This window comes from Pseudochrobactrum asaccharolyticum, from assembly GCF_003314995.1.
Taxonomy (GTDB): domain Bacteria; phylum Pseudomonadota; class Alphaproteobacteria; order Rhizobiales; family Rhizobiaceae; genus Pseudochrobactrum; species Pseudochrobactrum asaccharolyticum.
Genome location: NZ_QNRH01000004.1, coordinates 180174 through 206604, shown reverse-complemented (window position 1 = coordinate 206604; position 26431 = coordinate 180174). Strand labels below are relative to the sequence as shown.

28 protein-coding genes are annotated in these 26431 nt (G+C 50.7%); 19 read left to right on the top strand and 9 right to left on the bottom strand.

Annotated elements, in window-relative coordinates:
- Positions 1-56: 56 nt before the first annotated feature.
- Positions 57-1016 (bottom strand): thioredoxin-disulfide reductase, encoded by a 960-nt coding sequence (gene trxB, locus DFR47_RS12145; RefSeq protein WP_113944687.1) that lies wholly within the window; start codon positions 1014-1016, stop codon positions 57-59.
- 408 nt (positions 1017-1424) lie between these two features.
- Between trxB and DFR47_RS12140 the strand changes: the two genes are divergently transcribed.
- Positions 1425-2825 (top strand): TrkH family potassium uptake protein, encoded by a 1401-nt coding sequence (locus DFR47_RS12140; RefSeq protein WP_113944996.1) that lies wholly within the window; start codon positions 1425-1427, stop codon positions 2823-2825.
- Between the two features lie 252 nt (positions 2826-3077).
- A complete protein-coding gene (locus DFR47_RS12135) occupies positions 3078-3548 on the top strand; it encodes an Lrp/AsnC family transcriptional regulator (protein ID WP_113944686.1) in 471 nt (156 codons plus the stop codon).
- Positions 3549-3699: 151 nt separating this feature from the next.
- Here DFR47_RS12135 and DFR47_RS12130 read toward each other — a convergent pair whose 3' ends face one another.
- Both DFR47_RS12130 and greA read right to left on the bottom strand, forming a co-directional pair.
- Positions 3700-4779, bottom strand: a complete 1080-nt coding sequence (locus DFR47_RS12130) for a glycosyltransferase family 4 protein (protein WP_113944685.1) — start codon at positions 4777-4779, stop codon at positions 3700-3702.
- Positions 4780-4782: 3 nt separating this feature from the next.
- Positions 4783-5256 (bottom strand): transcription elongation factor GreA, encoded by a 474-nt coding sequence (greA, locus tag DFR47_RS12125; protein ID WP_113944684.1) that lies wholly within the window; start codon positions 5254-5256, stop codon positions 4783-4785.
- Positions 5257-5962: 706 nt separating this feature from the next.
- On the opposite strand from greA, the gene DFR47_RS12120 reads away from it, so the two are divergent.
- The 9 genes from DFR47_RS12120 (at position 5963) to DFR47_RS12090 (ending at position 14957) form a co-directional block, all read left to right on the top strand.
- The gene (locus tag DFR47_RS12120) at positions 5963-6880 is read left to right on the top strand and encodes a DMT family transporter (protein WP_113944683.1); all 918 of its coding nucleotides are present in this window, start codon (positions 5963-5965) and stop codon (positions 6878-6880) included.
- 297 nt (positions 6881-7177) lie between these two features.
- Complete coding sequence (locus DFR47_RS12115; RefSeq protein WP_113944682.1) at positions 7178-8353, top strand: alpha/beta hydrolase; 1176 nt, start codon at positions 7178-7180, stop codon at positions 8351-8353.
- 232 nt (positions 8354-8585) lie between these two features.
- Complete coding sequence (locus DFR47_RS12110) at positions 8586-9143, top strand: SH3 domain-containing protein (protein WP_113944681.1); 558 nt, start codon at positions 8586-8588, stop codon at positions 9141-9143.
- A gap of 176 nt (positions 9144-9319) precedes the next feature.
- Positions 9320-12037 (top strand): excinuclease ABC subunit UvrB, encoded by a 2718-nt coding sequence (gene uvrB / locus DFR47_RS12105; protein ID WP_113944680.1) that lies wholly within the window; start codon positions 9320-9322, stop codon positions 12035-12037.
- A gap of 65 nt (positions 12038-12102) precedes the next feature.
- Positions 12103-12225 carry a hypothetical protein gene (locus DFR47_RS22230; protein WP_281011633.1) on the top strand — a complete coding sequence of 41 codons (123 nt, stop codon included), beginning with the start codon at positions 12103-12105 and terminating at the stop codon, positions 12223-12225.
- Positions 12226-12285: 60 nt separating this feature from the next.
- The gene (locus DFR47_RS12100; protein WP_113944679.1) at positions 12286-13182 is read left to right on the top strand and encodes a lytic transglycosylase domain-containing protein; all 897 of its coding nucleotides are present in this window, start codon (positions 12286-12288) and stop codon (positions 13180-13182) included.
- 419 nt (positions 13183-13601) lie between these two features.
- Positions 13602-13859 carry a hypothetical protein gene (locus tag DFR47_RS21565; RefSeq protein ID WP_147245544.1) on the top strand — a complete coding sequence of 86 codons (258 nt, stop codon included), beginning with the start codon at positions 13602-13604 and terminating at the stop codon, positions 13857-13859.
- 27 nt (positions 13860-13886) lie between these two features.
- Positions 13887-14102 (top strand): cold-shock protein, encoded by a 216-nt coding sequence (locus tag DFR47_RS12095; protein ID WP_113944678.1) that lies wholly within the window; start codon positions 13887-13889, stop codon positions 14100-14102.
- A gap of 354 nt (positions 14103-14456) precedes the next feature.
- Positions 14457-14957 (top strand): BA14K family protein, encoded by a 501-nt coding sequence (locus tag DFR47_RS12090; RefSeq protein WP_113944995.1) that lies wholly within the window; start codon positions 14457-14459, stop codon positions 14955-14957.
- Positions 14958-15024: 67 nt separating this feature from the next.
- On the opposite strand, the gene DFR47_RS12085 is transcribed toward DFR47_RS12090, so the two are convergent.
- Positions 15025-15669, bottom strand: coding sequence for an MBL fold metallo-hydrolase (locus tag DFR47_RS12085; RefSeq protein WP_113944677.1), 645 nt, complete (start codon positions 15667-15669; stop codon positions 15025-15027).
- Positions 15670-15838: 169 nt separating this feature from the next.
- A complete protein-coding gene (locus tag DFR47_RS12080) occupies positions 15839-16117 on the bottom strand; it encodes a hypothetical protein (protein ID WP_113944676.1) in 279 nt (92 codons plus the stop codon).
- A gap of 292 nt (positions 16118-16409) precedes the next feature.
- Here DFR47_RS12080 and DFR47_RS12075 point away from each other — a divergent pair, with 292 nt between their 5' ends.
- From DFR47_RS12075 to DFR47_RS12065, 3 genes are all read left to right on the top strand, one after another.
- On the top strand, positions 16410-16919 hold the full coding sequence (locus DFR47_RS12075) for a MarR family winged helix-turn-helix transcriptional regulator (RefSeq protein ID WP_170137494.1): 510 nt from the start codon (positions 16410-16412) through the stop codon (positions 16917-16919).
- A 146-nt stretch (positions 16920-17065) separates the two neighbouring features.
- A complete protein-coding gene (locus DFR47_RS12070; RefSeq protein WP_113944674.1) occupies positions 17066-17773 on the top strand; it encodes a response regulator in 708 nt (235 codons plus the stop codon).
- Between the two features lie 86 nt (positions 17774-17859).
- The gene (locus DFR47_RS12065; RefSeq protein WP_113944994.1) at positions 17860-19155 is read left to right on the top strand and encodes an ATP-binding protein; all 1296 of its coding nucleotides are present in this window, start codon (positions 17860-17862) and stop codon (positions 19153-19155) included.
- 7 nt (positions 19156-19162) lie between these two features.
- Here DFR47_RS12065 and DFR47_RS12060 read toward each other — a convergent pair whose 3' ends face one another.
- The 4 genes from DFR47_RS12060 to DFR47_RS12045 all read right to left on the bottom strand — a co-directional run bounded on the left by DFR47_RS12060 (position 19163) and on the right by DFR47_RS12045 (position 21346).
- On the bottom strand, positions 19163-19555 hold the full coding sequence (locus tag DFR47_RS12060; protein WP_113944673.1) for a DUF4354 family protein: 393 nt from the start codon (positions 19553-19555) through the stop codon (positions 19163-19165).
- 120 nt (positions 19556-19675) lie between these two features.
- Positions 19676-20023, bottom strand: coding sequence for a tRNA-binding protein (locus DFR47_RS12055; RefSeq protein ID WP_245416543.1), 348 nt, complete (start codon positions 20021-20023; stop codon positions 19676-19678).
- A 66-nt stretch (positions 20024-20089) separates the two neighbouring features.
- Positions 20090-20590 carry a type III secretion system chaperone family protein gene (locus DFR47_RS12050; RefSeq protein ID WP_113944671.1) on the bottom strand — a complete coding sequence of 167 codons (501 nt, stop codon included), beginning with the start codon at positions 20588-20590 and terminating at the stop codon, positions 20090-20092.
- A gap of 462 nt (positions 20591-21052) precedes the next feature.
- On the bottom strand, positions 21053-21346 hold the full coding sequence (locus DFR47_RS12045; RefSeq protein ID WP_113944670.1) for an accessory factor UbiK family protein: 294 nt from the start codon (positions 21344-21346) through the stop codon (positions 21053-21055).
- 297 nt (positions 21347-21643) lie between these two features.
- Here DFR47_RS12045 and lgt point away from each other — a divergent pair, with 297 nt between their 5' ends.
- The 5 genes from lgt to DFR47_RS12020 all read left to right on the top strand — a co-directional run bounded on the left by lgt (position 21644) and on the right by DFR47_RS12020 (position 26412).
- Positions 21644-22486: a prolipoprotein diacylglyceryl transferase gene (lgt, locus tag DFR47_RS12040; protein WP_113944669.1), complete on the top strand. Its 843-nt coding sequence runs from the start codon at positions 21644-21646 to the stop codon at positions 22484-22486.
- A 12-nt stretch (positions 22487-22498) separates the two neighbouring features.
- Positions 22499-23590, top strand: coding sequence for a class I SAM-dependent methyltransferase (locus DFR47_RS12035; protein ID WP_113944993.1), 1092 nt, complete (start codon positions 22499-22501; stop codon positions 23588-23590).
- 25 nt (positions 23591-23615) lie between these two features.
- Positions 23616-24395: a peptidoglycan editing factor PgeF gene (gene pgeF, locus DFR47_RS12030; protein ID WP_113944668.1), complete on the top strand. Its 780-nt coding sequence runs from the start codon at positions 23616-23618 to the stop codon at positions 24393-24395.
- Positions 24396-24484: 89 nt separating this feature from the next.
- Positions 24485-25636, top strand: a complete 1152-nt coding sequence (locus DFR47_RS12025) for a M24 family metallopeptidase (protein WP_113944992.1) — start codon at positions 24485-24487, stop codon at positions 25634-25636.
- A gap of 221 nt (positions 25637-25857) precedes the next feature.
- Positions 25858-26412, top strand: a complete 555-nt coding sequence (locus DFR47_RS12020) for a hypothetical protein (protein ID WP_113944667.1) — start codon at positions 25858-25860, stop codon at positions 26410-26412.
- Positions 26413-26431 lie beyond the last annotated feature (19 nt).

Sequence of the window (26431 nt, the reverse complement as noted above, 5' to 3'; positions counted from 1 at the left end):
CGCAGGAAATATCAGTTACCGGCCAAGTTTATTTGCGAACTTAACCTTTATACAGATCAGGCAACCGGCTGTGCTGCCAGCCAACGCTCAACTTCCAGCGCGGCCATGCAACCCATACCAGCAGCAGTCACAGCCTGACGATAAATATCATCAGCCACATCACCGGCAGCGTAAACCCCCTCAATGCTGGTCGCTGTTGAGTCCGGAGCCGTCCACAAATAACCGCTATCCTTCATTTTCAGCTTATCTTTGAACAATGACACCGCAGGAGCGTGACCAATTGCGACAAATACACCATCTGTTTTAACCTCAGTGATCGCGCCGCTCACTGTGTCTTTCAAACGCGCACCAGTCACTAGAGGCCCCATTGGCGGCGTTGCCGGATTACCAGTGATTTCTTCGACCGCATGGTTCCAGATCACTTTTACATTCTCACGCGACAACAGGCGTTCCTGCAAAATCTTTTCCGCACGGAAACTGTCACGGCGATGCACAACAGTCACCGATTTCGCGATATGTGAAAGATACAGCGCTTCTTCAACAGCAGTATTACCACCGCCGACAACAATCACATCTTTGCCGCGATAGAAGAAACCGTCACAGGTTGCACAAGCAGACACACCACCGCCCATGAAATGCTGTTCGCTTTCCAGACCCAGCCATTTGGCCTGCGCACCGGTCGCAATAATCAGCGCGTCACTGGTATAAACAGCACCGCTGTCGGTTTTAGCTGTAAACGGACGCTTGGAAAGATCAACTTCCGATACCAGATCATAGACGATTTCAGCGCCGACATTTTCTGCCTGCTTGGCCATCTGTTCCATCATCCACGGGCCCTGCACAGCTTCGGCATAGCCCGGATAATTTTCAACATCCGTCGTGATCATCAGCTGGCCACCCTGCTCCAGTCCGGTAATGATAACCGGTTTCAGCATGGCGCGGGCTGCATAAATGGCCGCCGTATAACCGGCAGGGCCCGAACCGATAATGAGGACTGGAACATGGCGCTGTGTCATAAACTCTTCTCTTTCCGCATAACTTTCTGACTGCTTGTGACATGGGTTAAGGGCATGCCGTGCAGCGATACTGTGAAACTAGGTTTCGCAGTCTGCGATTACAAGCTGAAGTCAGGCTTAATCACAGGCAAGTTTGTACCGGCCGTGAAAATATGAACGGGTGTTTCTGAGAAGTCACAAACCCGCTTTTGTATGAGTGCCCCATAGGAAATGCATAAATTTTTTGCTAGGTTCTTATAGTTTTCCTATAAAGATGCAAATCCTGTGCTGCTTTATACGCAAGCGGGCATTTCTGCTTGCGGAGCACCAAGGTCAGCAGTCCCGTGTGCAGGAAACAATTATTACAGCCGAGAGGGCAGGATCATATTTCGTTTTGTCAGTAATATCTGCGCGCGCTTAGGCATGATCATGGCGGTGGCCATGTTATTTCCTGCGATCTTTGACTTGCGCGACGGAACGCCGGACTGGTTGATTTTCATCCGTTCATCACTGTTTACCGCAGTCGTATCCTCTCTGGTCTTTCTTTCCACACAAAACAGTCAGGTGCGGTTTTCACCACGCCTCGGCTTTATGCTCACTGTATCCCTGTGGGTAACAGCCGCATTGCTCGGCTCCATCCCGTTCTATTTCTCGCATTTGCCGATCAGCTTTGCGACAGCGCTGTTTGAATCCACTTCCGGTATTACGGCAACCGGCTCCACCGCCCTCACCGGCCTCGATCAGATGCCGCGCGGCATCTTAATCTGGCGCTCACTGCTTTGCTGGATCGGTGGTATCGGGTTCATCGGTTTGGCATTGTTACTGCTGCCATCACTGCGTATCGGCGGTGTGCAGCTTTTCCATATGGAATCGTCCGATAAATCAGAGAAAATTCTGCCGCGCGTTAACCAGCTGGCTATTGGCATTATTATCGCCTATTGCGGCCTGACAATCCTCTGCATTCTGGCCTTCTTTGCTGCCGGTATGGGCATGTTCGACGCGATCAATCATGGTCTGACAACGATTTCCACGGCCGGTTATTCAACCCATGATTCTTCATTCGGCTTCTTTGAAGGCAATAATGCCATTCTGATCGTGGCCATGGTCTTTATGACCCTCGGCTCTTTACCGTTTATTCTCTACATCAAAGCCGTCATTCCGCAGCAAATGCCCAATCTGCTTGACCCGCAGATCAAGCTATTTCTTGCGCTGATTGCGATCTTCACTTTTGGTCTCGCCGTTCTGCTGCGGATCAGCTCCGACATGCCGTTTGGCACCGCTTTGCTGACCGCCGGCTTTCACTTCATCTCCGTGATCACCACAACCGGTTTTGCCACAGAAGATTATACGCTTTGGGGGCCTGCGGCCGTCGGTGTGTTCTTTCTCGCCTCTTTCGTCGGCGGCTGTGCCGGTTCGACATCCGGCGGTATGAAAATCAACCGTATCATCATTTTGTGGCGCACTACGCAGGCCAGCCTGACCCGTCTGGTCATGCCACATGCGATTGTAAAAGCCCGCTATGGCACATCAGAAATCACACCCGATATTGCGCAAAGCGCCCTGCTCTATCTGTTTTTGTACTTCGCCTCGCTGGTGCTCGGCACAATGGCACTGGCGATTTTCGGGCTGGATTTCGTCTCTGCCTTTACCGGTGCACTTACAGCTTTGTCCAATGTCGGGCCCGGCCTTGGCGAAACCATTGGCCCTGCAGGAAACTTCTCAACCATCAACGACAATGCGCTCTGGGTGCTCAGCTACCTCATGCTGGCAGGGCGCCTCGAGCTGATCACCGTCGTTATTCTGTTCACCCGTGCCTTTTGGGTACGGTAAACAGCATTGTTCACGAAAAACTGATCTGAGCATTAAAAAGAAAATGACGCAGAATGGTTGATAATTTCAATTAACCATTCTCATTTTTCCATTCATGTTATAATGCAGAGACTCTAAAGCAATTCTTGGAAATGCCGCCAATAGCGTGATGCCTTGCATTGTTGTTATATAATTGCTTTATGCATACAAACGACTTTCATGCTGCCCCGTGGCAGTTCACCGCTTTTTTATTGCCTCTCTTATGGAGTTCCTATGCCGATTAAGGTTGATCTTGACGATATTGACTGGAAAATTCTGCGGGAACTGCAAAATGACGGGCGGATGACAAATGTCGAGCTGGCGGAACGCGTCGGCATCTCGGCACCGCCATGCCTGCGTCGTGTACGCAAGCTGGAAGAAAGCGGCATTATTCAGGGCTATCAGGCCATTATCAAAGGCGAGGCCGTTGGTCAGGATCTGGTTGCATTCTGCTCTGTCGGCCTGAAACATCAGTCAGACAGCGAACTAAAAGCTTTTGCCGAGAAAACCAAATCATGGTCGCTGGTACGCCGCGCATGGATGGTCTCCGGCGAATCTGACTTCCTGCTGCATTGCGTTGCGCCGAACCTCAATGCTTTCCAGACTTTTGTGATTGAAGAACTGACTTCAACGCCGAATGTGGATTCAGTGCGCACTGCGCTGACCATCAAGCCGGTCAAAGATGAAGTGCTGATTGCAATTTAGAGCATTTCCAGCAAAAGTGCGAAGCGGTTTTGCGTCAGACAATGCGTAAAAACAAATAGTTACAGCGGCTCCAACGTTTCAGTTTTAACCGGAACCGTTGTAGTTACAGATTGCACTAAACATGAAAAAAGCCGGTGAAAACCGGCTTTATTTATTTTTGCTCGAAAATGCGCTCGTAAAAGGCGCCGATTGTCTTCGCCTCCCGATCCAGCGGAAAAAACTCCCGTACGCGCTGTAAACCCGCCGCAGAATGTTTGGCGGCGAGTTCAGGATCGCGCAGATAGTTTTCAATCGCAGGCACCATGGTTGCGCCCGACGGTACAACATATCCGGTTTCACCTTCAATCACGATTTCAGGATAAGCACCGGCATCGCTGGTCACAACAGCCGTTTCAGAAGCCATAGCCTCCAGCGGCGTCAGGCCAAAACCTTCAGTACGCGACGGCGCAACATAAACATCCAGACGGCGATACCATGAGCTGATGCTATCCGCCTGCGGATCGCTACTCACAAACGGCACCTCGCCTAAGAAAACAATACGCTCTGCCAAACCGGCTTTACGTACCTTTTCCTGTAATTCTTTTTCAAAGCCGACATGCTCAGCCGTAGCACGCCCTGCCACCACCGCAGTCCAGTCCGGATAGCGCGGCAGCAGCTCGATCATCGCATCAACAAAAAGGTCTGTGCCCTTCTGGTGACGTACACGTCCGAAACAGCCAATGGCATATTTGCCTGGCAAACCACTTGCAGCAAAACGATCCTGTTCGCTGCGCGGCGGATGAAATTGCTCCAGATCAATGCCGTGCATGCTCACAGTATTCGGCACTTCCAGATAGCTCGCGGTACGGCCACTGGTTGCCAGAACGCCGTCCATACGACGGATCAGCCATTTGGTGAATTTCTTATGGCGGCGCTGTGAAGCTGAAGTGAAAATCACTTTCAGCTTCATACGCAGCACATCGCGCATGACAATGCCCGCAAGCATTTCAACATTGCGGCGGGCATGCCAAATGCGGAATTTCTTACCGGATGAAGGCTTACGCCACAAACCGGTCAGGTCGCGCAAATTCACATGTGGTAGATCATCCGGCAAACCCCTCCCGACAGCTGCAATTCTGATCCCCATTTTACGCTGCACCGGCACCAGCTGGACAATCGTCGAGGTGACGCCGGAGAGGCGTTTTTTAAAATTAGGAGCCAGAATATCTGTATCGGTCAGAGGTACACGCACCGGTTAAATAAATCTCATACCAAGAATTTCATAGGAACGGGCACCGCCCGGCGCATTGAATTCTACAGTATCACCTGCACTTTTGCCAATCAAAGCACGCGCAATCGGTGACGAGATCGAAATACGGCCTTTTTTAACATCCGCTTCCTGATCGCCAACGATCTGATAGATACGCTCTTCTTCGCTGTCTTCATCGATCAGCGTTACTGTCGCGCCGAATTTAATCGTCGTGCCGGACAGTTTAGCAACATCAATCACTTCGGCGCGGGCGATATAATCTTCCACTTCGCCGATGCGGCCTTCATTATGGCTCTGCGCTTCTTTCGCTGCATGATATTCGGCATTTTCAGAGAGATCGCCATGCGCGCGCGCTTCCGAAATCGCTTCGATAATGCGCGGACGCTCCTCCTGCTGACGCCAGCGCAGTTCCTCTTTCAGCTGATCGAAGCCAGCCTGTGTCATAGGGAACTTTTCCATGCCCTGTCCTTTCTCATGCCTGATGCGCGACTTGAAATCGCGCTTAACCATCCCGCAGCTACAGGCTGCGAATATGCAGAAACAAAAACCAAGAGTATTCCGCCCCATTTCCGGCCGGAGATTACCCTCAAGACTCAAAAATAAAACGGTCGCCGAAGCAGTGCCTCGGAACCGTTCACCATTCATCACCTATTTGGGTTATCGTGCCAGCTTTGCAAGCAAAAAGAAAGAGTAAAAAGCATCGTCAAAAAACTTGTGAAAAAGTCGGACGCTGCCAACCTCTTCACAAGTTTTTCTGCAACAAAAGTTTAAAAAAACTGATCTTTTTTACTCAAAGTCTCCAAGAATATTTACATAAGAAGATTATCATAAAAGGCATCAGATAATCAACAAGACTTCAGTATTAAGTATTATAAATGAGATCAGGCAGGAAAAACTGCTGAGATGAGCATGAGAATCAATTTGTTAATACGTCATCACACTGTATTCTCAGCTGAAATACACCTTGCTTTCCTGCAATAATACAGCATAGTGGCCGCGCTTCTGCCCGTAATCCTGAACGTTTCGGCCGGATATCTATTGAACTCTGCCTTATAATAAAAAGCAGAATTTTCATTTTCCGGCAGGCAGACAGCAGCGCTTTTGCAAGCACTGACCAACAAAGCTGAAACATTATTTGCGATTTTCTGTATACCGCAGGCCTTTGATGACCCAGACACGTGCTAATTTGCTGCTTCTTTTTGCCGGCCTGATCTGGGGGCTTGGCTTTGTTGCCCAGTCCACGGCGATGGACAATATCGGCCCGCTGACCTTTATCGGCCTGCGTTTTATCGTGGCGACCGCCGCCGTTTTGCCCTTTGCCCTGCGGGAAAAAGCGCGGGCAACCAAACCGCTCAGCACCTCCGATTACAAAGCTTTTGCAATCCTCGGCACCATGCTATTCTCCGGCATGGTTCTGCAGCAAACCGGCCTGCTCACCACTTCTGTCACCAATGCAGGCTTCTTGACCGGTCTTTATGTGGTGCTGGTTCCGCTTTTAGGGGTACTACTCTTCTCACACTGGCCGCATCCTGTGGTCTGGGTGTCAGCCGTTTTCAGCCTGACCGGCATTTTCCTGCTATCCGGCGGCTCACTGGATGGTTTCAGGCAAGGTGACTGGCTGATGATCGCCGGTGCATTTTTCTGGGCTTTGCAAGGTCTGTTTATTGCCCGCTACGCCCTGCGGATCGGCAGACCAATCACAATGGCCTGCATCCAGTTTAGCGTTGTCGCCATTGCAGGTCTTATCGCCGCGATGATTTTTGAACAGATCGAATGGAGTGCCGTTCAGGCCGCAGCACCAGAAATTCTGTTTACCGGTATATTCTCGTCCGGCGTTGCTTTTACACTGCAAGCAATTGGTACACGTTACACCAGCGCCCCCCAGGCCGCGATTTTTCTGTCTTCAGAAGCTCTGTTTGCCGCACTTTTCGGCGCTATCATTTTAGGCGAACGCCTGCCGACAATCGGCCTTGCAGGCTGCGCTCTGATTTTCCTGTCCATGATGATGGTGGAAATCGTGCCGCGACTACGCTTTCGCAAATCCGCACACACAAAAACGGCTTCTGCAGAACATATCAACTAGAGCATAATTCCGTAAACTTGGATCAGTTTAAGGTAAAATTATGCTCTGATTTTAAAGTGTTAGAGCGACCTTTGAGTGCCAAATTTGGCACACGGCGCTCTAATATTTTAGAAAAATATGATATGATCTAAAAGACACGCCGGCCTTTCAAATGGCTGTGTACTGCCTTTTAACGGATTGCCAGAGCCCTCAATTACTGCTTTTAGAACAGTGAGCATCCCTTTCACTACGGGGATGCCCTTATATATTACTATTCGTGTTTTCAGACCCCAATTACCGGTAAGGATAAAGCAGCGAATGACTCGTATTTTGTTTCTGGCATTCGTATCCATTATACTCAGTGGCTGCACAGGCAACCGTGCCGTTCTCTGGCATGGTCCTAATTCCAGCCCTGCATCGATTGCCGCAGGTAATGCTGCCATTGTAAAACCGGCCCAACCCGCTGCTGTTGTGCCTGTGTTTGTTGCAACAAGCCGCGAGCACAGCAATGATTTCTCATTGCCGTTCAACTCCAAGCGCTCGGACCACCTCAACTTCGCCCGCGTTGATGTCGGCATACCGAAAGCGCATGTGAAAGGCGTCGTCGAGAAAACCGGTTATAAACCTGATCCGGCCAAACACTTTGCTGCTGTCAGCATGCAAAACTTCGACAATGGTAATGTCTTTGTAAATCAGCTTAATCAGGCGCTGGATCAGCGCGGTCCCAAAGATCAGGAATTACTGATCTTTGTGCATGGCTACAACAATAATTTCGCGGACAGTACTTTCCGTGCCGCACAGTTTACCCATGACTACGGCCTGAAATCCGTGACCGTTCATTATGCATGGCCGTCAGCCGCATCGCTTGGCCTTTATGTGTATGATCGCGACAGTGCGAACTTTGCCCGCGACGGACTGGCAGAACTGCTGAAACTGGCTGCGAAAACCAAAGCCAAACGTATTCTGCTGGTTGGTCATTCCATGGGCAGCTTTGTGACGATGGAAGCACTGCGCACGCTGTCGCTCAATGAAGAACAGCGCACGCTGAACCGCCTGACCAATGTCCTGCTCGCCGCACCGGATATCGACCTGAATGTGTTTGAAAATCAGGTCAAGGATGTCAAACCGTTGCCGCCGATGGGCGTTATGGTTTCCCGTAACGACAGCGCCCTGAATATTTCAGGGCGCATTACAGGTGGTCATGCCCGCGTCGGCGACGGCACAGGCATTGCAACATTGCAGAAATACGGCATTGCTGTTCTCGATGCCAGCAAGGTAGATGGCGGCGACCATAGTGTCTTTGCCTCCTCGCCGACCCTGATGACTTTGGTCAGCGATGGCAGCCTGTCCTTTGACACACTGAAAGGTGAAGGCCAAACCTCCGGTCAGGCAATGCTGGCAGACGGTACAAATGTCGTTGCCGATGCCGCCTCTATGGTCATTTATTTGCCGGGGCGTATTCTCACAGCAGCAGCCAGCGGTTTCCAGCAATAATAACCACCACAATTACATCATCCCCTTCACACTTATCTGAAGGGGATGATGATCAAAGAAGCTCTGCAAAGTAACTATATTTTACAATATTTATTTCTCCTGTAACAGCAAAGCATTATACTAAAACAATGTGCATTCAGGCTACATTCACATAAGCCCGTATATTTTTTCAAAAAAGCACACTGTTTTGCGCTCTGCACAATAAAAACAGCAAGTTTACGAGGAGATCAAAATGAAACGGGTTATCAAGTCGGCGATCATTGCCGTGGCTCTGCTTTCGGCCACTGCCGCACAGGCAGCCAATGCGATTGTTACCACCAATCTGAATCTGCGTACTGGTCCGGGCACCAATTACCCTGTTATCGGCTCTATCCCGAATGGCGCTCCGGTCGATGTCAGCGGCTGCACCAGCGGCTATGGCTGGTGTCAGGTCAGCTATGCCGGTCGTTTCGGCTGGGCTGCTTCCAATTATCTGGCCGTGCGTCAGGGATCCGCCGGTAATTACAGCAACAATAATTTCAGCAGCAATGCTGCAATGATCGGTATTCCGCTGATCGCCGGTGTCGTGATCGGCTCTGCAATCAGCAAGAATAACAAGCATGATTATTATGATCGCCCGCATTACCGGCCAAATAATAATCACTACCGTCCAAGACCATCCCATCCGCGCCCGCCACATTCAGGCTGGAACAATAATCACCGCCCGAAACCTTCGCAGCCAGGCTGGAACGGTAACCACAACAACCGTCCGCACAATTCCAACTCGGGACGTCCAAGTCATCGCAGATAAGATTTGCGCAGTCAGTTGATCATAACCAAAACGCCGCAGACCAATCTGCGGCGTTTTTCATTTTATAAAATTGCGTATCAAACTACACGTACCCTTTTCGTTCTATACTTATATGCCTATATTCGGTATATCTGAGCACCCTGACTTCCGTTTCTGCCCGCCGAGAGAGTTCTGACATGTCCAAAAAAGATAAGTCATCGCAAAAACCTGAGGATCTGAACGCGCCTTCGCACGACTCAGGTTTCGGCGAAGCGCCTCAGGCAGAATTTTCCGGTATCCCGCTTTCCTCTTCAGTTGGCGACTGGTCACGTATGATCAGTGAAATGGCGGAACAGCCGGAAGCTATGCCTTCCGCACCAGCGACTAAAAAACCGGCAGCAAAAAAGACAGAAACAAAAAAAACACCGTCTTCCAGAGCCAAAGCCGCCACGCTGAAAGAGCGCGTTGCAGCTGGTCTCAATCCGGTTTCCGGCATGGACATCACCATGGAAGATGCCGCCAATATGCCGTCCAGCGGTGCAACAGCAACGGTTGAGGCGCTCTCGGCTCTGATTGAGTCCGGCAACCCGCTGTTCAAGAACGGTAAGCTCTGGACACCGCACCGGCCGGAACGCCCCGCGAAATCCGAAGGCGGCATCCAGATTAAAATGGAAACCGAATATACCCCTTCCGGTGACCAGCCGACGGCCATTGCCGATCTGGTGGAAGGTATTGAGAATAATGATCAGACACAGGTTTTGCTTGGTGTCACCGGTTCAGGTAAGACCTTTACCGTTGCCAATATTATTGAACGCACCCAGCGCCCTGCTCTGATCCTCGCACCGAATAAAACACTGGCAGCCCAGCTTTACGGCGAGTTCAAAAGCTTCTTCCCGAACAATGCGGTCGAATATTTTGTCTCTTACTATGACTATTATCAGCCGGAAGCCTATGTGCCGCGCTCCGATACCTTCATCGAGAAAGAATCCTCGATCAATGAAGAAATCGACCGGATGCGCCACTCCGCCACCCGCTCGCTGCTGGAACGCGATGATGTAATTATCGTAGCCTCGGTCTCCTGTATTTACGGTATCGGTTCGGTCGAAACCTATACGGCGATGACCTTTGAGATGAAGATCGGCGACCGTCTTGATCAGCGTCAGCTGCTCGCCGATCTGGTGGCACAGCAATATAAACGACAGGATATCAATTTCGTGCGCGGCTCCTTCCGTGTGCGCGGCGATACGATTGAACTGTTCCCTGCCCACTTGGAAGACCGTGCATGGCGCATCTCGCTGTTTGGCGATGAGATTGAGACCATCACCGAATTTGATCCGCTGACCGGTCAGAAAACCGGCGATCTCAAATCGGTCAAAATCTATGCGAATTCGCACTATGTAACACCACGCCCGACACTCAATCAGGCGATCAAGTCCATCAAAGAAGAGCTGAAACATCGTCTCGTCGAGCTGAACAATGCCGGACGTCTGCTCGAAGCCCAGCGTCTTGACCAGCGTACGACCTTCGATCTGGAAATGCTTGAAGCAACCGGCTCCTGCGCCGGTATTGAAAACTATTCACGTTATCTCACCGGCCGTCAGCCGGGTGAACCGCCTCCGACTTTGTTTGAATATATCCCTGACAATGCTCTGGTTTTCATCGATGAAAGTCACGTTACCGTGCCGCAGATCGGCGGCATGTATCGCGGCGACTTCCGTCGCAAGGCAACGCTTGCGGAATATGGCTTCCGCCTGCCCTCCTGCATGGACAACCGCCCACTGCGCTTTGAAGAATGGGACGCAATGCGCCCGCAAACCGTTGCGGTATCGGCGACCCCCGGCAAATGGGAGATGGAGCAATCCGGCGGTGTCTTCGCTGAACAGCTGATCCGCCCGACAGGTCTGATCGACCCGCCAGTGGAAGTGCGCTCTGCCCGCTCACAGGTTGATGATGTGCTGGGTGAAATCCGCGAAACAGCGAAAAACGGCTACCGCTCACTGGTAACAGTGCTGACCAAGCGCATGGCAGAAGACCTCACCGAATATCTGCACGAACAAGGCGTGCGTGTCCGTTATATGCACTCGGATATTGATACGCTGGAACGTATCGAAATTATCCGCGATCTGCGCCTTGGCACATTTGACGTTCTCATCGGCATCAACTTGCTGCGCGAGGGTCTGGACATTCCGGAATGCGGCTTCGTCGCGATTCTTGATGCCGATAAAGAAGGCTTCCTGCGCTCGGAAACCTCTCTGGTACAGACAATTGGCCGTGCGGCGCGAAACGTCGACGGTCGGGTCATCCTCTATGCCGACAAAATCACCGGCTCGATGGAACGCGCAATGAGCGAGACAAGCCGTCGTCGCGAAAAGCAAGTTGCCTACAATACAGAACATGGCATTACACCGGCCTCGGTGCGCAAGAATATCTCGGATATTCTCAACTCCGTTTATGAGCGAGATCATGTCCGTGCTGACATCAGCGGCTTTGCGGAACAAGGCGGCATGGTCGGCAATAATCTCGGCGCACATCTTGAGCACCTTGAGAAGAAAATGCGTGATGCCGCGGCTGATCTCGACTTTGAAACAGCGGCAAGACTGCGCGACGAAATCAAACGTCTGCGTGAAAAAGAACTGGCAATTGCCGATGACCCTCTGGCGCGCGAAGCGGAAATGTCGCTTGAACGGCCATCACGTGGTGGTGGCAGAACCTCGCCTTCGCCATCGCTGTTCAAAAAACCATCGCTCGACAATATGGGGCCCGGTACGGATATGGCAAAACCACTCGGGCCACAGAGAGAAGACGACCCTGCCCCGATCCGGAGACACCGTGCCGGTGCAGGTTCCTATGAAGATCCGGTGGATGTAAAACGTAAAACCCGACGCTCAGGAAAGACAGGACGGCCAGGAAAATAACCTCCTGTAAAAAGCGGCAGAACTCCTGTCACTCCTGTATATTGACAGTAAACAGCGAAGAACGCATGAAAGCTCAAACGCATTCCGAAACCTATGAAGCAATTTTTGGAATAAATGCGCGTAAAAAAGATAGAGCATATCCAATGGTTCTGCCCGAACCGGAAATGCGTTCTTCATATTTTGCTTAACATCTATCCTGCCTGAAACCGTTTCAGAATAATCAGGATACGCTCTGACAGGGTCATTTTATGCGTCTTCCTGCCGGTATACTTGCTGCATTGCTGTTGTCTTTTCCGGCCTACAACCTGCCGGTTGCTTTTGCTCAGTCTGAAACAGAAAGCAAAGAGACCGCACCGGCAAAAGAAGCTGGTGCGAAATCTGAAAAACCTGATATTGCACAAATTTGCGGCCTGATTGCCAGTGCAGCAGACAAGCACGGCATTCCGCCAAACTTCTTCGCACGTCTGATCTGGAAAGAAAGCCGCTTTGATCATCTGGCGGTCAGCCCTGTCGGCGCACAGGGTATTGCGCAATTCATGCCCTACACAGCCAAAGAACGCGGCCTGACAGATGCTTTCAACATTGAACTGGCACTTCCCGCTTCTGCGTCCTTCCTCAAAGACCTGCATGGCAGTTTCGGCAATTGGGGGCTGGCCGCCGCCGCCTATAATGCAGGCCCCACGCGCCTGTCGAACTGGATTAAGAATGGCGGCTTCCTGCCGCTGGAAACGGAAAATTACGTTCTTTCAATTACCGGCAAAAGCGTGGATCATTTCAGTACCGGACAGGAACTAACCGACACACCACTGGATGAAAAACTGCCCTTTGAGCAGGCCTGTCAGTTGCTGCCAATCATGCAGACCCGTTCAATACCAATGGCACGCCTGAATCCGTTCCCTTGGGCGGTACAGGTTGCCGGAAACTTCCGGCAAAGTGCAGTCAGTGCGCAGTGGAACCGGTTGCGTAAACAAAATCCGATACTGTTTGCCGGACGTGAAGTCTATATTTCCCGCGTCCGCAGCCCGATGGGTAAAAGAGGGATTTATGTTGCCCGCCTTGGCGCGAATAACCGTCAGTCGGCAGATGCACTCTGCCAACAGATCAGAATCAGTGGCGGCTCGTGCATTATTCGCAAAAACCGATAAATTCAGGGCATTTAAGCAAAGGTTCCATTTTTCTGGAACCACCTCCCATTGGATAACGGGAATAACGTGAACGTAAATATTCAGTCGCCTGACAAGACCGTCACAAACGAAATATTATTTCGCCTCTCTGACAGAGACATATCTCAAGGACGGGCATTTTTTACGAAAAAGCAGCACTGAAAAATCATATCCGGCAGTGGAAAGGGCGCCCTCTCTAATGCAAAATACGTTTTTTGTATATTTTTGACGCAAAATAGTGAAAAATTTAAGTGGTTTTCACTTTCTTTAGTACATTGAACTACATTGCATGCTCATTTTGCTGAGGCTTATAAAACTAAATACAACTTATTTTATCTTATTATGCTTTTTAATGAAGTATCTTTGACTTTATGACTATTGTTCCTTTATTATGAACCAACTTGGCAAAGAAAAAACACCCCTTTAACAAAAATTTGCTTGCCAAATATCTTTCAATAGATCAGTCTGAAATTGTTCGGGCATTTGGCGAACAATGGAAGACTGGAAGAACGGCGCGCCGGAACCGCTACAAGCTCCGGGTCAGGCAACTGACAATGATCGGCTCCTTTCCTGATTTCGATAACTGCCTGCATACCCCTACCGCTGGGCGTGTGGTGCGCATAGCGGTTCGAAAAATTCCGTTTTGGATAAAACCTTAACGGCGCCAAGGAAAAGGAACGTATCCCATGGCACAGACCGGCATAGTCAAATTCTTTAATGGTGAAAAAGGCTTTGGCTTTATTAAACCGGATAATGGCGGACCAGATATCTTTGTTCATATCTCTGCTGTTCAGGCTTCAGGTTTGACAAATCTCGCCGACAACCAGAAAGTTTCTTACGAAACTGAACCGGATCGTCGCGGCAAAGGCCCTAAAGCAGTTGATATCAGCATCACTGAATAAGAAACACGCGCAGCATATACGATCACTTAGTGAGCAAACTCACTAAGCCGTTATGCAGTCAGTGCTTCTACACAGAAACCCCGGTTATGCCGGGGTTTTTTATTACCTGCATATTTCCCGCCCGATCCGCAATGCAATCCGATTCATGTTTTTTCGTTACCAAATGTGAAAGACAAACCTCTTTGAAAAGCTGAACATTACCCCTATTTCTTGTTCAGCAAGCATTCATGTGCCCTGCTTTAATGATAGGTCAACATCCGGTCAGCAGCTCAACAGCCCGCAGATCAGAGAAGACCAAACGGCAAAATGCCGACAGAGCTGAATGCATAGCTTCGTAAGGAGGCAAAGATTATGATGAACAAACTGGCTAAGACCACCCTGATCGCAGGTCTCGCTTTTGCTACAGCTGCCGGCAATCTCTCAGTCGCAGCCGCTGATGGCTGGGGACGCCGCCACGGCGGTGGCTGGAATAACGGCGGCTGGCATCATGATAATGGCTGGCGCAACCGTGACAGAGACTGGGATCGTCGTGATCGTCGCCGTGACCGCAACAATGCTATTGCCGCAGGCGTTCTCGGTCTTGCAGCCGGTGCTATTATTGCCGGTGCAATGTCTCAGCCGCAGCCACAGCCGGTCTACCGCGAACCGATTTATAACGCACCACCGCCGCCGCCACGCAACTACTACCCTGCGCAGCCGGCACGCGGAAACTACGGTAATAATTATGGCGGCTCCTACCAGCCATGGACACGTGAATGGTATAATTGGTGTTCGCAGAAATACCGTTCATTCAATGCACAGACCGGCACATTCCGGGGCTATGACAGCCGTGATCACTTCTGTGTCGTAAAATAAGCAACACACCTTGAATACAGAAACCGCCGGATTATCCGGCGGTTTTTTATTACTATAACGCGAAGGCTTATCCGACCAAAAACGGATTACCGCGCCGTTCATCCCCAAAGCGGCTGCCTGCGCCGTGACCACAGATAAAGCTGTATTCATCACCCAGCGGCAGCAGTTTTTCTTTAATCGAGCGGATCAGCGTTTCATGATCGCCACCCGGCAAATCCGTACGCCCGACCGAGCCGTTGAACAGAACATCGCCGACAATAGCAAAGTGCATGGCCTTATTGATAAAGACCACATGCCCCGGCGAATGACCCGGACAATGCAGAACTTCAAACTTCTCTCCGGCGACTTCTAAAACATCACCTTCTTTCAACCAGCGATCCGGCTGAAAATTACGATAGCCGCTGCCTAAGCCATATTTGGCCGCTGATGATTCCACATTATCATAGAGAAATGCATCTTCTTCCTGCGAGCCGATAATCGGCACCTGTAAAGCATCGCGCAGATCGGCAGCGGCACCAATATGATCCACATGGCCATGGGTGATCCAGATTGCTTCAATCTTCAACTGATTGTTCTCAATCACTTCTTTGATCGCATCAACATCCCCGCCCGGATCAACAACAACACCTGCTTTAGTATCCTTGTCAAAAAGAATGGTACAATTCTGCCGGAACGGCGTTACCGCAATTATAATTGCCTGAAGCTGGCTCATTTCTCACCCGATTAATTTGTCCGAACAGGCCATCTTCTCTTGCTGCACTACTGCGCAAACAAAAAAGGATAGCCGAAGCTACCCTTTATATAGACTTATTAAAATAAAATTGCAGCGGCTGACAGGACAAAACATCCTGTCAGTTATCAGCTCAGACCTGAGCAATCACTCAGGCTTTAGACATGCTATTCTTAATCAGGCCGACAACAGCCGTCAGCACAGCACCACCGGCACCGCCGCCGATTAACTGACCGACAATACCGTTCAGCGCGGAATCAACACCGCCACCTGTCAGCATTGGCAGTAGCTGACTCAGGATCAGACCACCAATACCACCGGCAATCGTGTTACCTGTTGTACCAAGACTAAGATTTTTAATTGCGCCGGCAAGATTACCGCCAACAGCACCGGCGACCAACTGCACGAGAATAGGTACTATCGCATCCATAATTGTCACCCCAAATATTGTTTCACATCAAAGTAAAACACTTTGACTTGCTGATGATGCCAAGAAATAGAAGCCTGTCAATTCTTATAATAATTACCTGTCAAATTGAACAATCGGCTAACGCATACCCCTTCACTGATAAATCAGATAAAATGCTGCATTTCCTGTAACCGATGTTGCTATAAATAACACTAAAGCAGATAATTGAGGGTAAGATACTGATATTCTATCCGCACGGAGAAAGCGCTGATAGAGAAACAGACAGCATTTTATAAACCAACCGGAGACCAACGTGCGCTTCAATACCAATGATACAACTATTCGTTCAGCCCTGTCAGAAGATGAGGTCAACGATCTGGGCATCATTGAGCTCCTGTTTTTCTCCTATCGTGATTTTACAGCTGACCCCGACAAACAGCTCGAAACCATGGGGTTTGGCCGCGCGCATCACCGTGTTCTCTATTTCGTCAACCGCAAACCCGGCATGAGCGTTGCCGAATTGCTGGATGTGCTGAAAATCACCAAACAGAGCCTCGCACGCGTTCTCAAACAACTTGTCGATAACGGCCATATTATTCAGCTGACAGGCGAAGCAGACCGCCGTCAGAGAGAGCTTTATCCGACCACTTCCGGCCGCGAGCTTATTCTGTCACTCACGCAGCCGCAGTCAAACCGCATTGCCGCGGCACTGGCTGAAAGCAATGTCACCGAAAAACGTATCATCCAGAATTTCCTGAAAGCCATGGTCAACAGTGACCAGCGCGATCAGATCGACAGCCTTCCTATCAACCAATCAAACTGAACCGGTAAATATAAACAGCCATCATTCACATAGTGTGTATATCCGCGAACCAAACACGCAGGTAAAGACTAGCAATAAAGAATGAGATGACTGGCTTCACGCCTGTTTAAAGGCATCAAAAGCTCTGTACTGAAAGGGTAAAACCAATGACCAGCGAAGACACAATTCTGTCCGACGATGCACCGCACCTGCTGGTGGTTGATGATGATACCCGTATCCGCAGCCTGCTGTCGCAATATCTGAGCACCACCGGCTATCGTGTGACGATGGCCGCCAATGCACAGGAAGCCCGCCGCAAGCTGGAAGGCATTGATTTTGATCTGATCGTCCTCGACGTCATGATGCCAGGCGAAAGCGGTGTGGAACTTACTCGCTCGCTGCGCGAGAAAAAATCTGTACCAATTCTGATGCTGACAGCATTATCGGAAACCGACAGCCGTATTAACGGCCTTGAAGCCGGTGCAGATGACTATCTCTCCAAGCCGTTTGATCCGCGCGAGCTGACGCTGCGCATCAATAATATTCTGCGCCGTGGCGCGCAACCAACACAGCATATTATCGAGCAGATTGTTTTCGGCCCTTACACATTTTCTATTCCGCGCAAGGAACTCAAACAGGGCGGCGAAGTTATTAAACTGACGGATCGTGAACAGGATATTATGACGATCTTCGCGGAACGTGCCGGTGAAACCGTGCCGCGCCATGAGCTGACCGGTCAGGACGGCGAAGTTGGTGAACGGACAATTGATGTGCAGATCAACCGCCTGCGCCGTAAAATCGAAGTTGACCCTGCCAACCCGATCTGGCTGCAAACTGTGCGCGGCATCGGCTACAAACTGAGCATTGAGCAATAAGAGTAGCCAGCAAACGGATCTGTATGTGGTATAACAGGAGACATTAGCTTTTGCTGAGACGGTTTTCCGACTGGCTGGCCTTGCGCATGCCCAAGCGGCTTTATGCACGCTCGCTCATCATCATCATCGCTCCGATGGTGCTGTTGCAGTCGGTTATTGCCTTCGTGTTTATGGAACGGCATTGGCAAATGGTCACCGAGCGGCTTTCCACCGCCGTAGTGCGTGACATCTCGGCGATTATTGATATTCTTGAGACTTATCCGCAAGAACCGGATTACGCCAATATTATCCGTATCGCCCAGCAACGGCTGGATCTCAACGTATCGGTTCTGCCATCAGCACCACTACCGCCGCCTGGTCCAAAACCGTTCTTCTCTATTCTGGACTACTTCCTGAACGAAGAAATTACCCGTCAGATCAACCGCCCGTTCTGGATTGATACGGTCGGCGATTCCGATCTGGTGGAAATCCGCATTCAGCTGGAAGATAAAGTGCTGCGCGTTTTTGCCAAACGCAGTCAGGCTTACGCTTCCAATACGCTGATCTTCCTGACATGGATGATCGGCACAGCTTTGGTTTTGCTGACCATCGCGATTGCCTTCCTGCGCAATCAAATCAAACCGATCCAGCAATTGTCTGAGGCCGCAGAGAGTTTCGGTAAAGGCCAGCCGATGCCAGCGGACTTCTATCCGCATGGTGCTGAGGAAGTTCGTAAAGCAGGCATAGCCTTCATACAGATGCGGGAGCGTATTGAGCGCCAGATTGAACAGCGCACAGCCATGCTGAGTGGCGTCAGCCATGACCTGCGTACCATTCTCACCCGCTTCAAACTGCAACTGGCTATTGCCGGTACCAAGATTGATACGGTGCCGCTCAATCAGGATATCACCGACATGCAGAATATGCTGGAGGGTTATCTGGCTTTTGCGCGCGGTGAAGGCAGTGAAGAGCAGGATGTGCTTGATATGCAAATCCTTTTCCGCAAGCTGGAAGAAGAAGCCAAATTGCGCGATCGCGGCTTCTCAAGCGAGATGCATGGCAGCAGCCAGATACAAGTACGGCCGAATGCTTTCACGCGCTTGGTCAGCAATCTGGTCGGCAATGCCTTCCGCTATGCACAATCGGTACATCTGACAGCAACGCACAAAGATGACTGGCTGATCATCACGGTGGATGATGACGGTGCGGGTATTCCGGAAGATAAGCGGGAAGAGGTCTTCAAGCCTTTTGTTCGCTTAGATGAAGCGCGCAATCAGGATGCCGGTGGCACCGGTTTGGGGCTAGCCATTGCCCGTGACATTGCCCGTAATCATGGCGGCGATATCACATTGGAAAGCAGCCCGACAGGCGGGCTGCGCGCTATTATCAGCATTCCGGCATAAGACTGTATTACTGGCAGGTCGTCTGATATTTAACGGCTACGGCCTTGTATATGCTGTTATCACTCGCGGAGAACTCGACAAAGCTCTTACGGTTGTCACCAACTTTTAACAAACCTTCAGTCAGCTCTTCATCAATCATACTGAGAGACCGCGTGCTATTGTCAGGCATAACAGCCTCAAAACAACCTTTGCTCAGATCAAGTGGTTTTTTACCTAAATTTGAGATCGCAACGTCAAAGGTTATATTGTATTCAATCTTATCACCGTAAACTGTTGTTGAATGTTCCCGGACAGACGAAATAACCATCGGCTGAACATTCTGATCCGGCGCAGCAGCATAAGCTCCGCCGGAAACAGCAACTAAATATAATGTTAAAAATATACTTTTAATATTAAACATAAAAAATCTCCGAAAGAAACAATTCGGAGATTTATAAAATCTTATGACAATATTATGAGCAATTCAAAGCGAATATTTTTATGTGATTTTAATTAAAACAATTAACTCACAACAAGAATATCAGATAAGTTTACGTCCGTTCGGAACATTTTTCTCAGTTGCTGCCAGCACAATATCGCCATTTTCATCCGAAAGTCCGAGTGTCAGAACTTCCGACATAAAAGGGCCGATCTGGCGTGGCGGAAAATTGACAACAGCCAGAACCTGCCGTCCGATCAGTGTTTCCGGTGTATAATGCACTGTAATCTGTGCCGATGATTTCTTAACGCCGATCACGTCACCAAAATCAATTTTCAGCTTATAGGCGGGTTTGCGAGCCTGAGCGAAAACTTCTGCTTCAATAATCGTACCGGTACGGATATCGACTTTTTCAAAATCCGCGAAAGTAATTTCCTGATGCTCAGACACACGATCCCCCATACATATCTATAGTCAGCGCTGCCTGCCCGAACAGGACAGCGCTTATTGAATTTTTCAGGCGCGACCAACAGTTTCAAACAATACGCCCTGCAGCGCTTCCTTCGCCGGAACGCCGGACCAGATAACAAACTGAAATGCCTGGTAATAACATTCACAGGCTTCCAGTGCGCTGGCCAGCAGAACCTCAACCTGACGGCTGGTCGGCTTTGCGCCGCCCGCCAGCAGCAAGGACTGGCGATACATAATCGCCCCTTCCTGCCGCCACAGATCAAAGTGCCCCATGAGCAATTGCTCATTGATAAGCGAGAGCAGACGCATCACTTCATTGACGCGAGGCTCACTCACCTTCACATCAAAAGCGCAGGCCAGATGCAGCGCTTCAAACTCTTCCATCCAGGAAAAGGAAAGATGATAATCCGTCCAGTTACCGACAACAGAGACCGCAATCTCATCATCACCGGTACGGTCAAAGGCCCAGTCATTGGCGTGCGCAACCTGTTCAATGACATCCACCGGATGTGCATCGCGAGCGATATCGAGCTCAAGAAGGTTCATGTTCGTTCCCTGTCTTTGGACTTGCTGGTGAAGGCAAAATCCGGATTCCGGCTGTCATAAACACGCAGCCGGAGTGCGACATGTGCGGCGAATGCCACACAAAAGACACACTGGTTAATAGGCCGAGACAAAAGTTGCTAAACGCTGCAACCCCGCCTCCAACACACGCGCAAACACATGACTGTTACACTGAGGCATCAATCGGATCTGTGCGGCTGAATCTTTCGCTTCGCCACTCCCCGTTTCTGCCCTGCATTATGACTCAATTACGAATCATGCAGTGTTTTCAGTCTATTGATGCTGAGTCAGAGTGCCAGCCCTTTTTGTCAAAACGCTAAGAAACCATGTGGAAAGAACAAACGGCGCCCGATGGGGCGCCGCTGTAACCGATTCTGGAATAAGGGCTTTTAGGCATTCGCCCCTGTGAATAAAAAGTTAAAAAATCTTTTAGATTTTTAGACCTTAAGCACCTTTTTTCGCAGGCTTTTCCGCGAGCGATGCTTCAATTTTAGCAATACGCTCTTCCAGCTCTGCAATTTTGACTGTCAGAGCACTGTTTTCAGTGCGGGTTTTGACCGCCATTTCACGCATTGCTTCAAAATCTTCACGCTGCACAACATCCAGAGTGTTGAGCAGTTTTTCGCCCTGTGAGCGCATCGCGGTTTCAACTTCACGACGTACGCCCTGAGCAGCACCCGCAGCGTCAGTGACGAGTTTTGCGAGTTCATCAAGAACTTTACCGGTTGCATTACTCATTGGATCACCTCTTTTAAAGCCGCTACAGACGGCATCATTACAAAATCCGCTATGACGGAAATCAATCTCTGTCTCTGAGATAAGCCTGCAATATAAAGGATGCAAGACTAAACAAATCTTACTTTGCCGCACATTTAAGACCGGCTTAAGGCTGACAGCCAAATAAAGCCATAAAAGCAACGGACTTTTATCCTGCACAAAAATTCGCTATGCCTCATCAACGGCAAAGCAAACCGATGCTGATCTTAATGCGCATGCCTGTAACGGCTTTCAAGCGCAGCCATAACGGAGAGAAGAATGACCGAACCGCAGATCATGATGGCTGCACTCCCCTTCCCGAATATTGACCCTGTTCTCTTCTCGGTAGGCCCGCTCTCCGTTCACTGGTATGGTATCGGCTATGTCATCGGCATTTTATTTGCCTGGTGGTACGGCAAAAGACTCGTCAACAATGCCCGTCTGTGGCCGAACAACAATGCGCCGATGGATCCGCTTGCATTGGACGATTTCGTCCTCTGGGCAGCTCTTGGCGTCGTCATCGGCGGCCGCATTGGCTACGTATTATTCTATAATTTCAGTTTTTATATCAGCAATCCGCTGGAAATTCCGGCCGTCTGGGACGGCGGCATGTCCTTCCACGGCGGCATTCTCGGCACCACCGTCGCCATGATCTTGTTCGCCAAAAAGCGTGGCATTCCGGTCTGGAGCATGTTTGATACTATTGCTGCCGGTGTGCCGATCGGCCTCGGTGTTGTCCGTATTGCCAATTTTATCAACTCCGAGCTCTGGGGTCGTGTCAGCGATGTTTCATGGGCGGTATACTTTCCGAATGGCGGACCATTGCCGCGCCATCCAAGCCAGCTTTATGAAGCAGCGCTCGAAGGCTTTGTGCTGTTCTTTGTGCTCGCCCTCCTGATCTGGAAGGGCAACAAGCTCAAAGCGCCGGGCTTTATCGCCGGTGCGTTTGTCGCCGGTTACGGCCTGTCGCGTATTCTGGTGGAATTCTTCCGCGAGCCGGATGCGCAGCTCGGCTATCTCGTTGGTGGCTGGATGACCATGGGAATGGTTCTGTCCGTACCAATGGTACTGCTCGGTGTCTGGGCAATGGCGCGCGCCAATCGTGCGGCGGCAAAGGCCTGATTAATGACTGAAATGACAATTCCCGCTGCCGACAAACTGAAACAACGCCTGATCCGTCTCATCAGCAATGGCGGGCCGATCAGCGTTGCAGATTATATGGCCTTCTGCCTCGCCGATCATGATGGCGGCTATTACATGACCCGTGAACCATTCGGCACGAAAGGTGACTTCATCACAGCGCCGGAAGTCAGCCAGATGTTCGGCGAACTGATCGGCGTCTGGGTGGTCAGCCATTGGGAGGCTTTAGGCAAACCTGCGCAATTCACCATTTGCGAAATCGGTGGCGGTCGCGGAACTTTAATGAGCGACCTGCTGCGCGCCGCTGGTAAACTCGCACCCGAGATGTTGCACAGTGCCCATATCGCAATGGTGGAAACCAGCGAACGCCTGACGGGTGTGCAGAAGAAAAAGCTTGATGGCGCCGCACCGCATATGAGTTGGTATAAAAGCTTCGAGGAAATCCCGCAGAATACGCTGATCCTCGTTACTAATGAGTTGTTTGATGCCCTGCCGGATCATCAATATATCAAACATGAAGGTCGTTTTGTCGAGCGCATGGTCGCGACCCACAATGAGGCCGAACCGCAGCTTTGCTTCACAACAGGCACCGGCGGCATTGACCCCGCATTGCTACCTAAAGGGCATGAAGCAACACCGGAAGGCACAATCTTTGAGGCATCACCGGCACGTGCAGCTCTGATGCAGCAAATCAGCGAGCATATCCGTAAATATCAGGGTGCAGCTCTGCTGATCGATTACGGCTCACATGAAGCCGGTTTCGGCGACACTTTGCAGGCACTCTATCAGCATGCCTATCAGGATGTATTTACCGCCCCCGGTCAGGCCGACATCACCACCCATGTCGACTTTGCCTCTCTCGCACAAATCGCCGGTAGCCTTGGCTGTGCATTCAAAGCTGAAGAGCAAGGTGATTTTCTGCTGAGAATGGGGCTGCTCAGCCGCGCCGGTCAGCTTGGTGCCGGTAAATCTGCTGCCGTGCAGGAGCAAATCCGTGATGATGTGGAACGGCTGGCAGCACCGAACCAGATGGGCAGCCTTTTTAAAGTCTTAAGCGTCACATACCCTGACCTGAAAACAATCTGACATTTCATTTTCCAGAGAGACTATCATGACCGACATGCCTGATCCGATCCGCTCTCCTTTGCTTGAAACCAATGACCGTATCGCGCACGGCTTCTTCACCACCCTTGGTGGCGTATCTTCCGGCATTTATAACAGTCTCAATGTCGGTGCTGGCTCCAAGGATGAGCCTGAGGCTGTGGCAGAAAACCGCCGCCGCGTTGCTGCTTATTTTGACCTGCAACCAGAAGACCTGCAGACACTTTATCAGGTGCATTCACCAACCGTTCTGACCATCACTGAAGCACTGCCTTCACCACGCCCTCAGGCCGACGCGATGGTGACCAATGTGCCGGGACTGATTCTGGGTGCATTGAGTGCCGATTGCGGCCCTGTGCTGTTTTGCGAGCCGGAAGCAGGCATTATCGGCTCCGCTCATGCCGGTTGGCGCGGTGCTTTGGCCGGTGTTCTGGAAAACACGGTCGAGGCCATGGTCAATCTGGGCGCTGAACGGTCAAAAATCCGCGCAGTTCTGGGGCCCTGCATCGGTCAGGACAATTATGAAGTGGGGGCTGAATTCGTTGCAGAATTCACCGCGCGCGACCAGACTTATGAACAATATTTCCGCCCTTCTACAAATCCGGCGCGTAAAATGTTTGATCTTTGGAGCTTTATCGTTGATCGTCTGACAAAGAGCGGTGTGCAGGCTGCATCTCTTAATCTTTGTACCTATGCGGATGAAGCGCGGTTTTTCTCCTATCGCCGCACCACTCACCGCAGGGAACCAGATTACGGTCGCCAGATCGCCGCTATTGCAATCCGGAAGTAAGTGCTTCCGGTTCAGAGAACATGCATGATCCTGCGAGGCTGGATAGTGGTTTCAGCCCGCATGGTTATGTGTTCAATGCGGAGATAATGATGGCACTTCACTTTGCACCGGAAGAATTTGCAGCACGCCGCGACAGGCTGATGCTGTGCATGGCCGAAAATAAGCTGGATGCGATGCTGCTGTTTTCGCAGGAGAGCATGTATTGGCTCACCGGCTATGACACGTTCGGTTTCTGCTTCTTCCAGTGCCTGGTGGTCAAGCAGGACGGCAGCATGGTGCTGATGACCCGTTCTGCAGACCTGCGACAGGCACGCCATACCTCCACGATTGAACATATCGTCCAATGGACAGACCGTGAGAACGCCAATCCTGCGATTGATCTGCGTAATCTGCTCAATGATATGGATTTGCTCGGCGCCCGCATCGGCGTTGAATATCAGACCCACGGTCTGACTGCCGCCAACGGCCGCAAACTGGATGAGCAGCTAAACAGCTTTGCCAAAGTGATTGATGCCTCCGGTATGGTGGATCGTCTGCGCCTGCTCAAAAGCCCTGCGGAAGTTGACTATGCCCGCAAAGCAGCGGCACTCAGCGATGCGATCTATGATGCCGCTCTGGAGCAGATGCGCAAGAACGCTAATGAGGCCAATATTCTCGCAGCAATGATGGAAGCCAATTTTCTCGGCGACGGCGATTTTCCGGCCAATGAATATATTATCGGCTCCGGCCCTGATGCCTTGCTCTGCCGTTACAAATCCGGCCGCAGACAAATGTATAAAAACGACCAGCTCACGCTGGAATGGTCCGGCGTTTTCCGTCACTACCACGCACCGATGATGCGCACAGTGCTGACCGGCAAAGCAACCAAGCGTCATGAAGAACTGTATAATGCCGCGCATGAAGCCCTGATGGCTGTAGAAGCGGCCCTGACCCCTGCCTCAACCTTCGGCGATGTTTTTGAAGCTCATGCCAAAGTGCTGGAGGCGCACTCTCTTACACGCCACCGACTCAATGCCTGCGGCTATTCCGTAGGCGCGCGCTTCACACCGTCATGGATGGATCCGCAGATGTTCTATGCGGGTAGTGCAGAACGGATTGAACCGGATATGACGCTGTTCGCCCATATGATCATCATGGATTCCGAGACTAACACGGCCATGACACTCGGCCAGACCTATCTGACAACCAACGGCCCTGCCGAGAGCCTGTCAAAAAGCAGCCTCGAGCTGATCGTCATCTAAAGCATTTCACAGTCAAGTTGGATCAACTTGGACAGTCCGGGATAATGCGAAAACTAAAGAATTGAGACGCGAGCACTGCGATCCAACATGAAAGTAATCCACTCTAGAGAATTTCCAGTTTAGCTTGAATCATAAAAACGCTTTATCTTTTGTTTTTACGTGTATCTTATCCGAAAGCGGCTCCCACTTTTCGGGATACGCTCTGAAAAGGACTGAAACCGATGCCAGTGTGCGTATCTGCCTCTGTTCATGCTTCCTTCAAAAAACTTGCATTCTTTTCAGCCACGGCTGGCGCTCTCATACTGGCGGGCTGTACGTCCCCTAGTGGTGGCAGCGCCAATCTGGCACCGCTGACATCCGATTTCGGCCAGCCTGCACAGACCAGTAAAGCGCCGGTCAATATGTCCAAGGTGCGCAATTACAAATTGTTCATCGCACCGATCATCGGCGCACCGCTGGAAGTTGTGACACCGCTTTCCCTGCGTTTTGATACAATCGTCAAAACACAGTCCATCACGCTGGCTACCAATATGGAAACGGATGCCGATTACATTCTCAAAGGCTATTTCTCTAACCTCACTGAGAATAATCAAACCACCGTGCTCTATGTCTGGGATGTGATGGATAAACAGGGCAACCGTGTCCACCGCCTGCAGGGTCAGGAGAAGGTTTCCGGTAAAAACGGCTGGTCGGCTGTGTCTGCGACAGTCATGAGCAAAATTGCTGATGACACGATGGCAGATTATTTCCGCTGGGTTTCAGCCAACGCGCAATAGATGCCTGCACCGGTGAGAC

Excerpts from the sequence above, each read along its gene's own strand:
- DFR47_RS12065 (WP_113944994.1), top strand. The coding sequence starts at position 17,860 with ATGCCCAAGCGGCTTTATGCACGCTCGCTCATCATCATCATCGCTCCG.
- greA (WP_113944684.1), bottom strand. The coding sequence starts at position 5,256 with ATGGAAAAGTTCCCTATGACACAGGCTGGCTTCGATCAGCTGAAAGAG.
- DFR47_RS12095 (WP_113944678.1), top strand. The coding sequence starts at position 13,887 with ATGGCACAGACCGGCATAGTCAAATTCTTTAATGGTGAAAAAGGCTTT.
- DFR47_RS12085 (WP_113944677.1), bottom strand. The coding sequence starts at position 15,669 with ATGAGCCAGCTTCAGGCAATTATAATTGCGGTAACGCCGTTCCGGCAG.
- DFR47_RS12080 (WP_113944676.1), bottom strand. The coding sequence starts at position 16,117 with ATGGATGCGATAGTACCTATTCTCGTGCAGTTGGTCGCCGGTGCTGTT.
- DFR47_RS12110 (WP_113944681.1), top strand. The coding sequence starts at position 8,586 with ATGAAACGGGTTATCAAGTCGGCGATCATTGCCGTGGCTCTGCTTTCG.
- DFR47_RS12050 (WP_113944671.1), bottom strand. The coding sequence starts at position 20,590 with ATGAACCTTCTTGAGCTCGATATCGCTCGCGATGCACATCCGGTGGAT.
- DFR47_RS12100 (WP_113944679.1), top strand. The coding sequence starts at position 12,286 with ATGCGTCTTCCTGCCGGTATACTTGCTGCATTGCTGTTGTCTTTTCCG.
- pgeF (WP_113944668.1), top strand. The coding sequence starts at position 23,616 with ATGACCGACATGCCTGATCCGATCCGCTCTCCTTTGCTTGAAACCAAT.
- DFR47_RS12045 (WP_113944670.1), bottom strand. The coding sequence starts at position 21,346 with ATGAGTAATGCAACCGGTAAAGTTCTTGATGAACTCGCAAAACTCGTC.
- DFR47_RS12060 (WP_113944673.1), bottom strand. The coding sequence starts at position 19,555 with ATGTTTAATATTAAAAGTATATTTTTAACATTATATTTAGTTGCTGTT.
- DFR47_RS12025 (WP_113944992.1), top strand. The coding sequence starts at position 24,485 with ATGGCACTTCACTTTGCACCGGAAGAATTTGCAGCACGCCGCGACAGG.
- DFR47_RS12140 (WP_113944996.1), top strand. The coding sequence starts at position 1,425 with ATGGCGGTGGCCATGTTATTTCCTGCGATCTTTGACTTGCGCGACGGA.
- DFR47_RS12115 (WP_113944682.1), top strand. The coding sequence starts at position 7,178 with ATGACTCGTATTTTGTTTCTGGCATTCGTATCCATTATACTCAGTGGC.
- DFR47_RS12120 (WP_113944683.1), top strand. The coding sequence starts at position 5,963 with ATGACCCAGACACGTGCTAATTTGCTGCTTCTTTTTGCCGGCCTGATC.
- trxB (WP_113944687.1), bottom strand. The coding sequence starts at position 1,016 with ATGACACAGCGCCATGTTCCAGTCCTCATTATCGGTTCGGGCCCTGCC.
- DFR47_RS12020 (WP_113944667.1), top strand. The coding sequence starts at position 25,858 with ATGCCAGTGTGCGTATCTGCCTCTGTTCATGCTTCCTTCAAAAAACTT.
- DFR47_RS12035 (WP_113944993.1), top strand. The coding sequence starts at position 22,499 with ATGACAATTCCCGCTGCCGACAAACTGAAACAACGCCTGATCCGTCTC.
- DFR47_RS12090 (WP_113944995.1), top strand. The coding sequence starts at position 14,457 with ATGAACAAACTGGCTAAGACCACCCTGATCGCAGGTCTCGCTTTTGCT.
- uvrB (WP_113944680.1), top strand. The coding sequence starts at position 9,320 with ATGTCCAAAAAAGATAAGTCATCGCAAAAACCTGAGGATCTGAACGCG.
- DFR47_RS22230 (WP_281011633.1), top strand. The coding sequence starts at position 12,103 with ATGAAAGCTCAAACGCATTCCGAAACCTATGAAGCAATTTTTGGAATA.
- DFR47_RS12070 (WP_113944674.1), top strand. The coding sequence starts at position 17,066 with ATGACCAGCGAAGACACAATTCTGTCCGACGATGCACCGCACCTGCTG.
- lgt (WP_113944669.1), top strand. The coding sequence starts at position 21,644 with ATGACCGAACCGCAGATCATGATGGCTGCACTCCCCTTCCCGAATATT.
- DFR47_RS12135 (WP_113944686.1), top strand. The coding sequence starts at position 3,078 with ATGCCGATTAAGGTTGATCTTGACGATATTGACTGGAAAATTCTGCGG.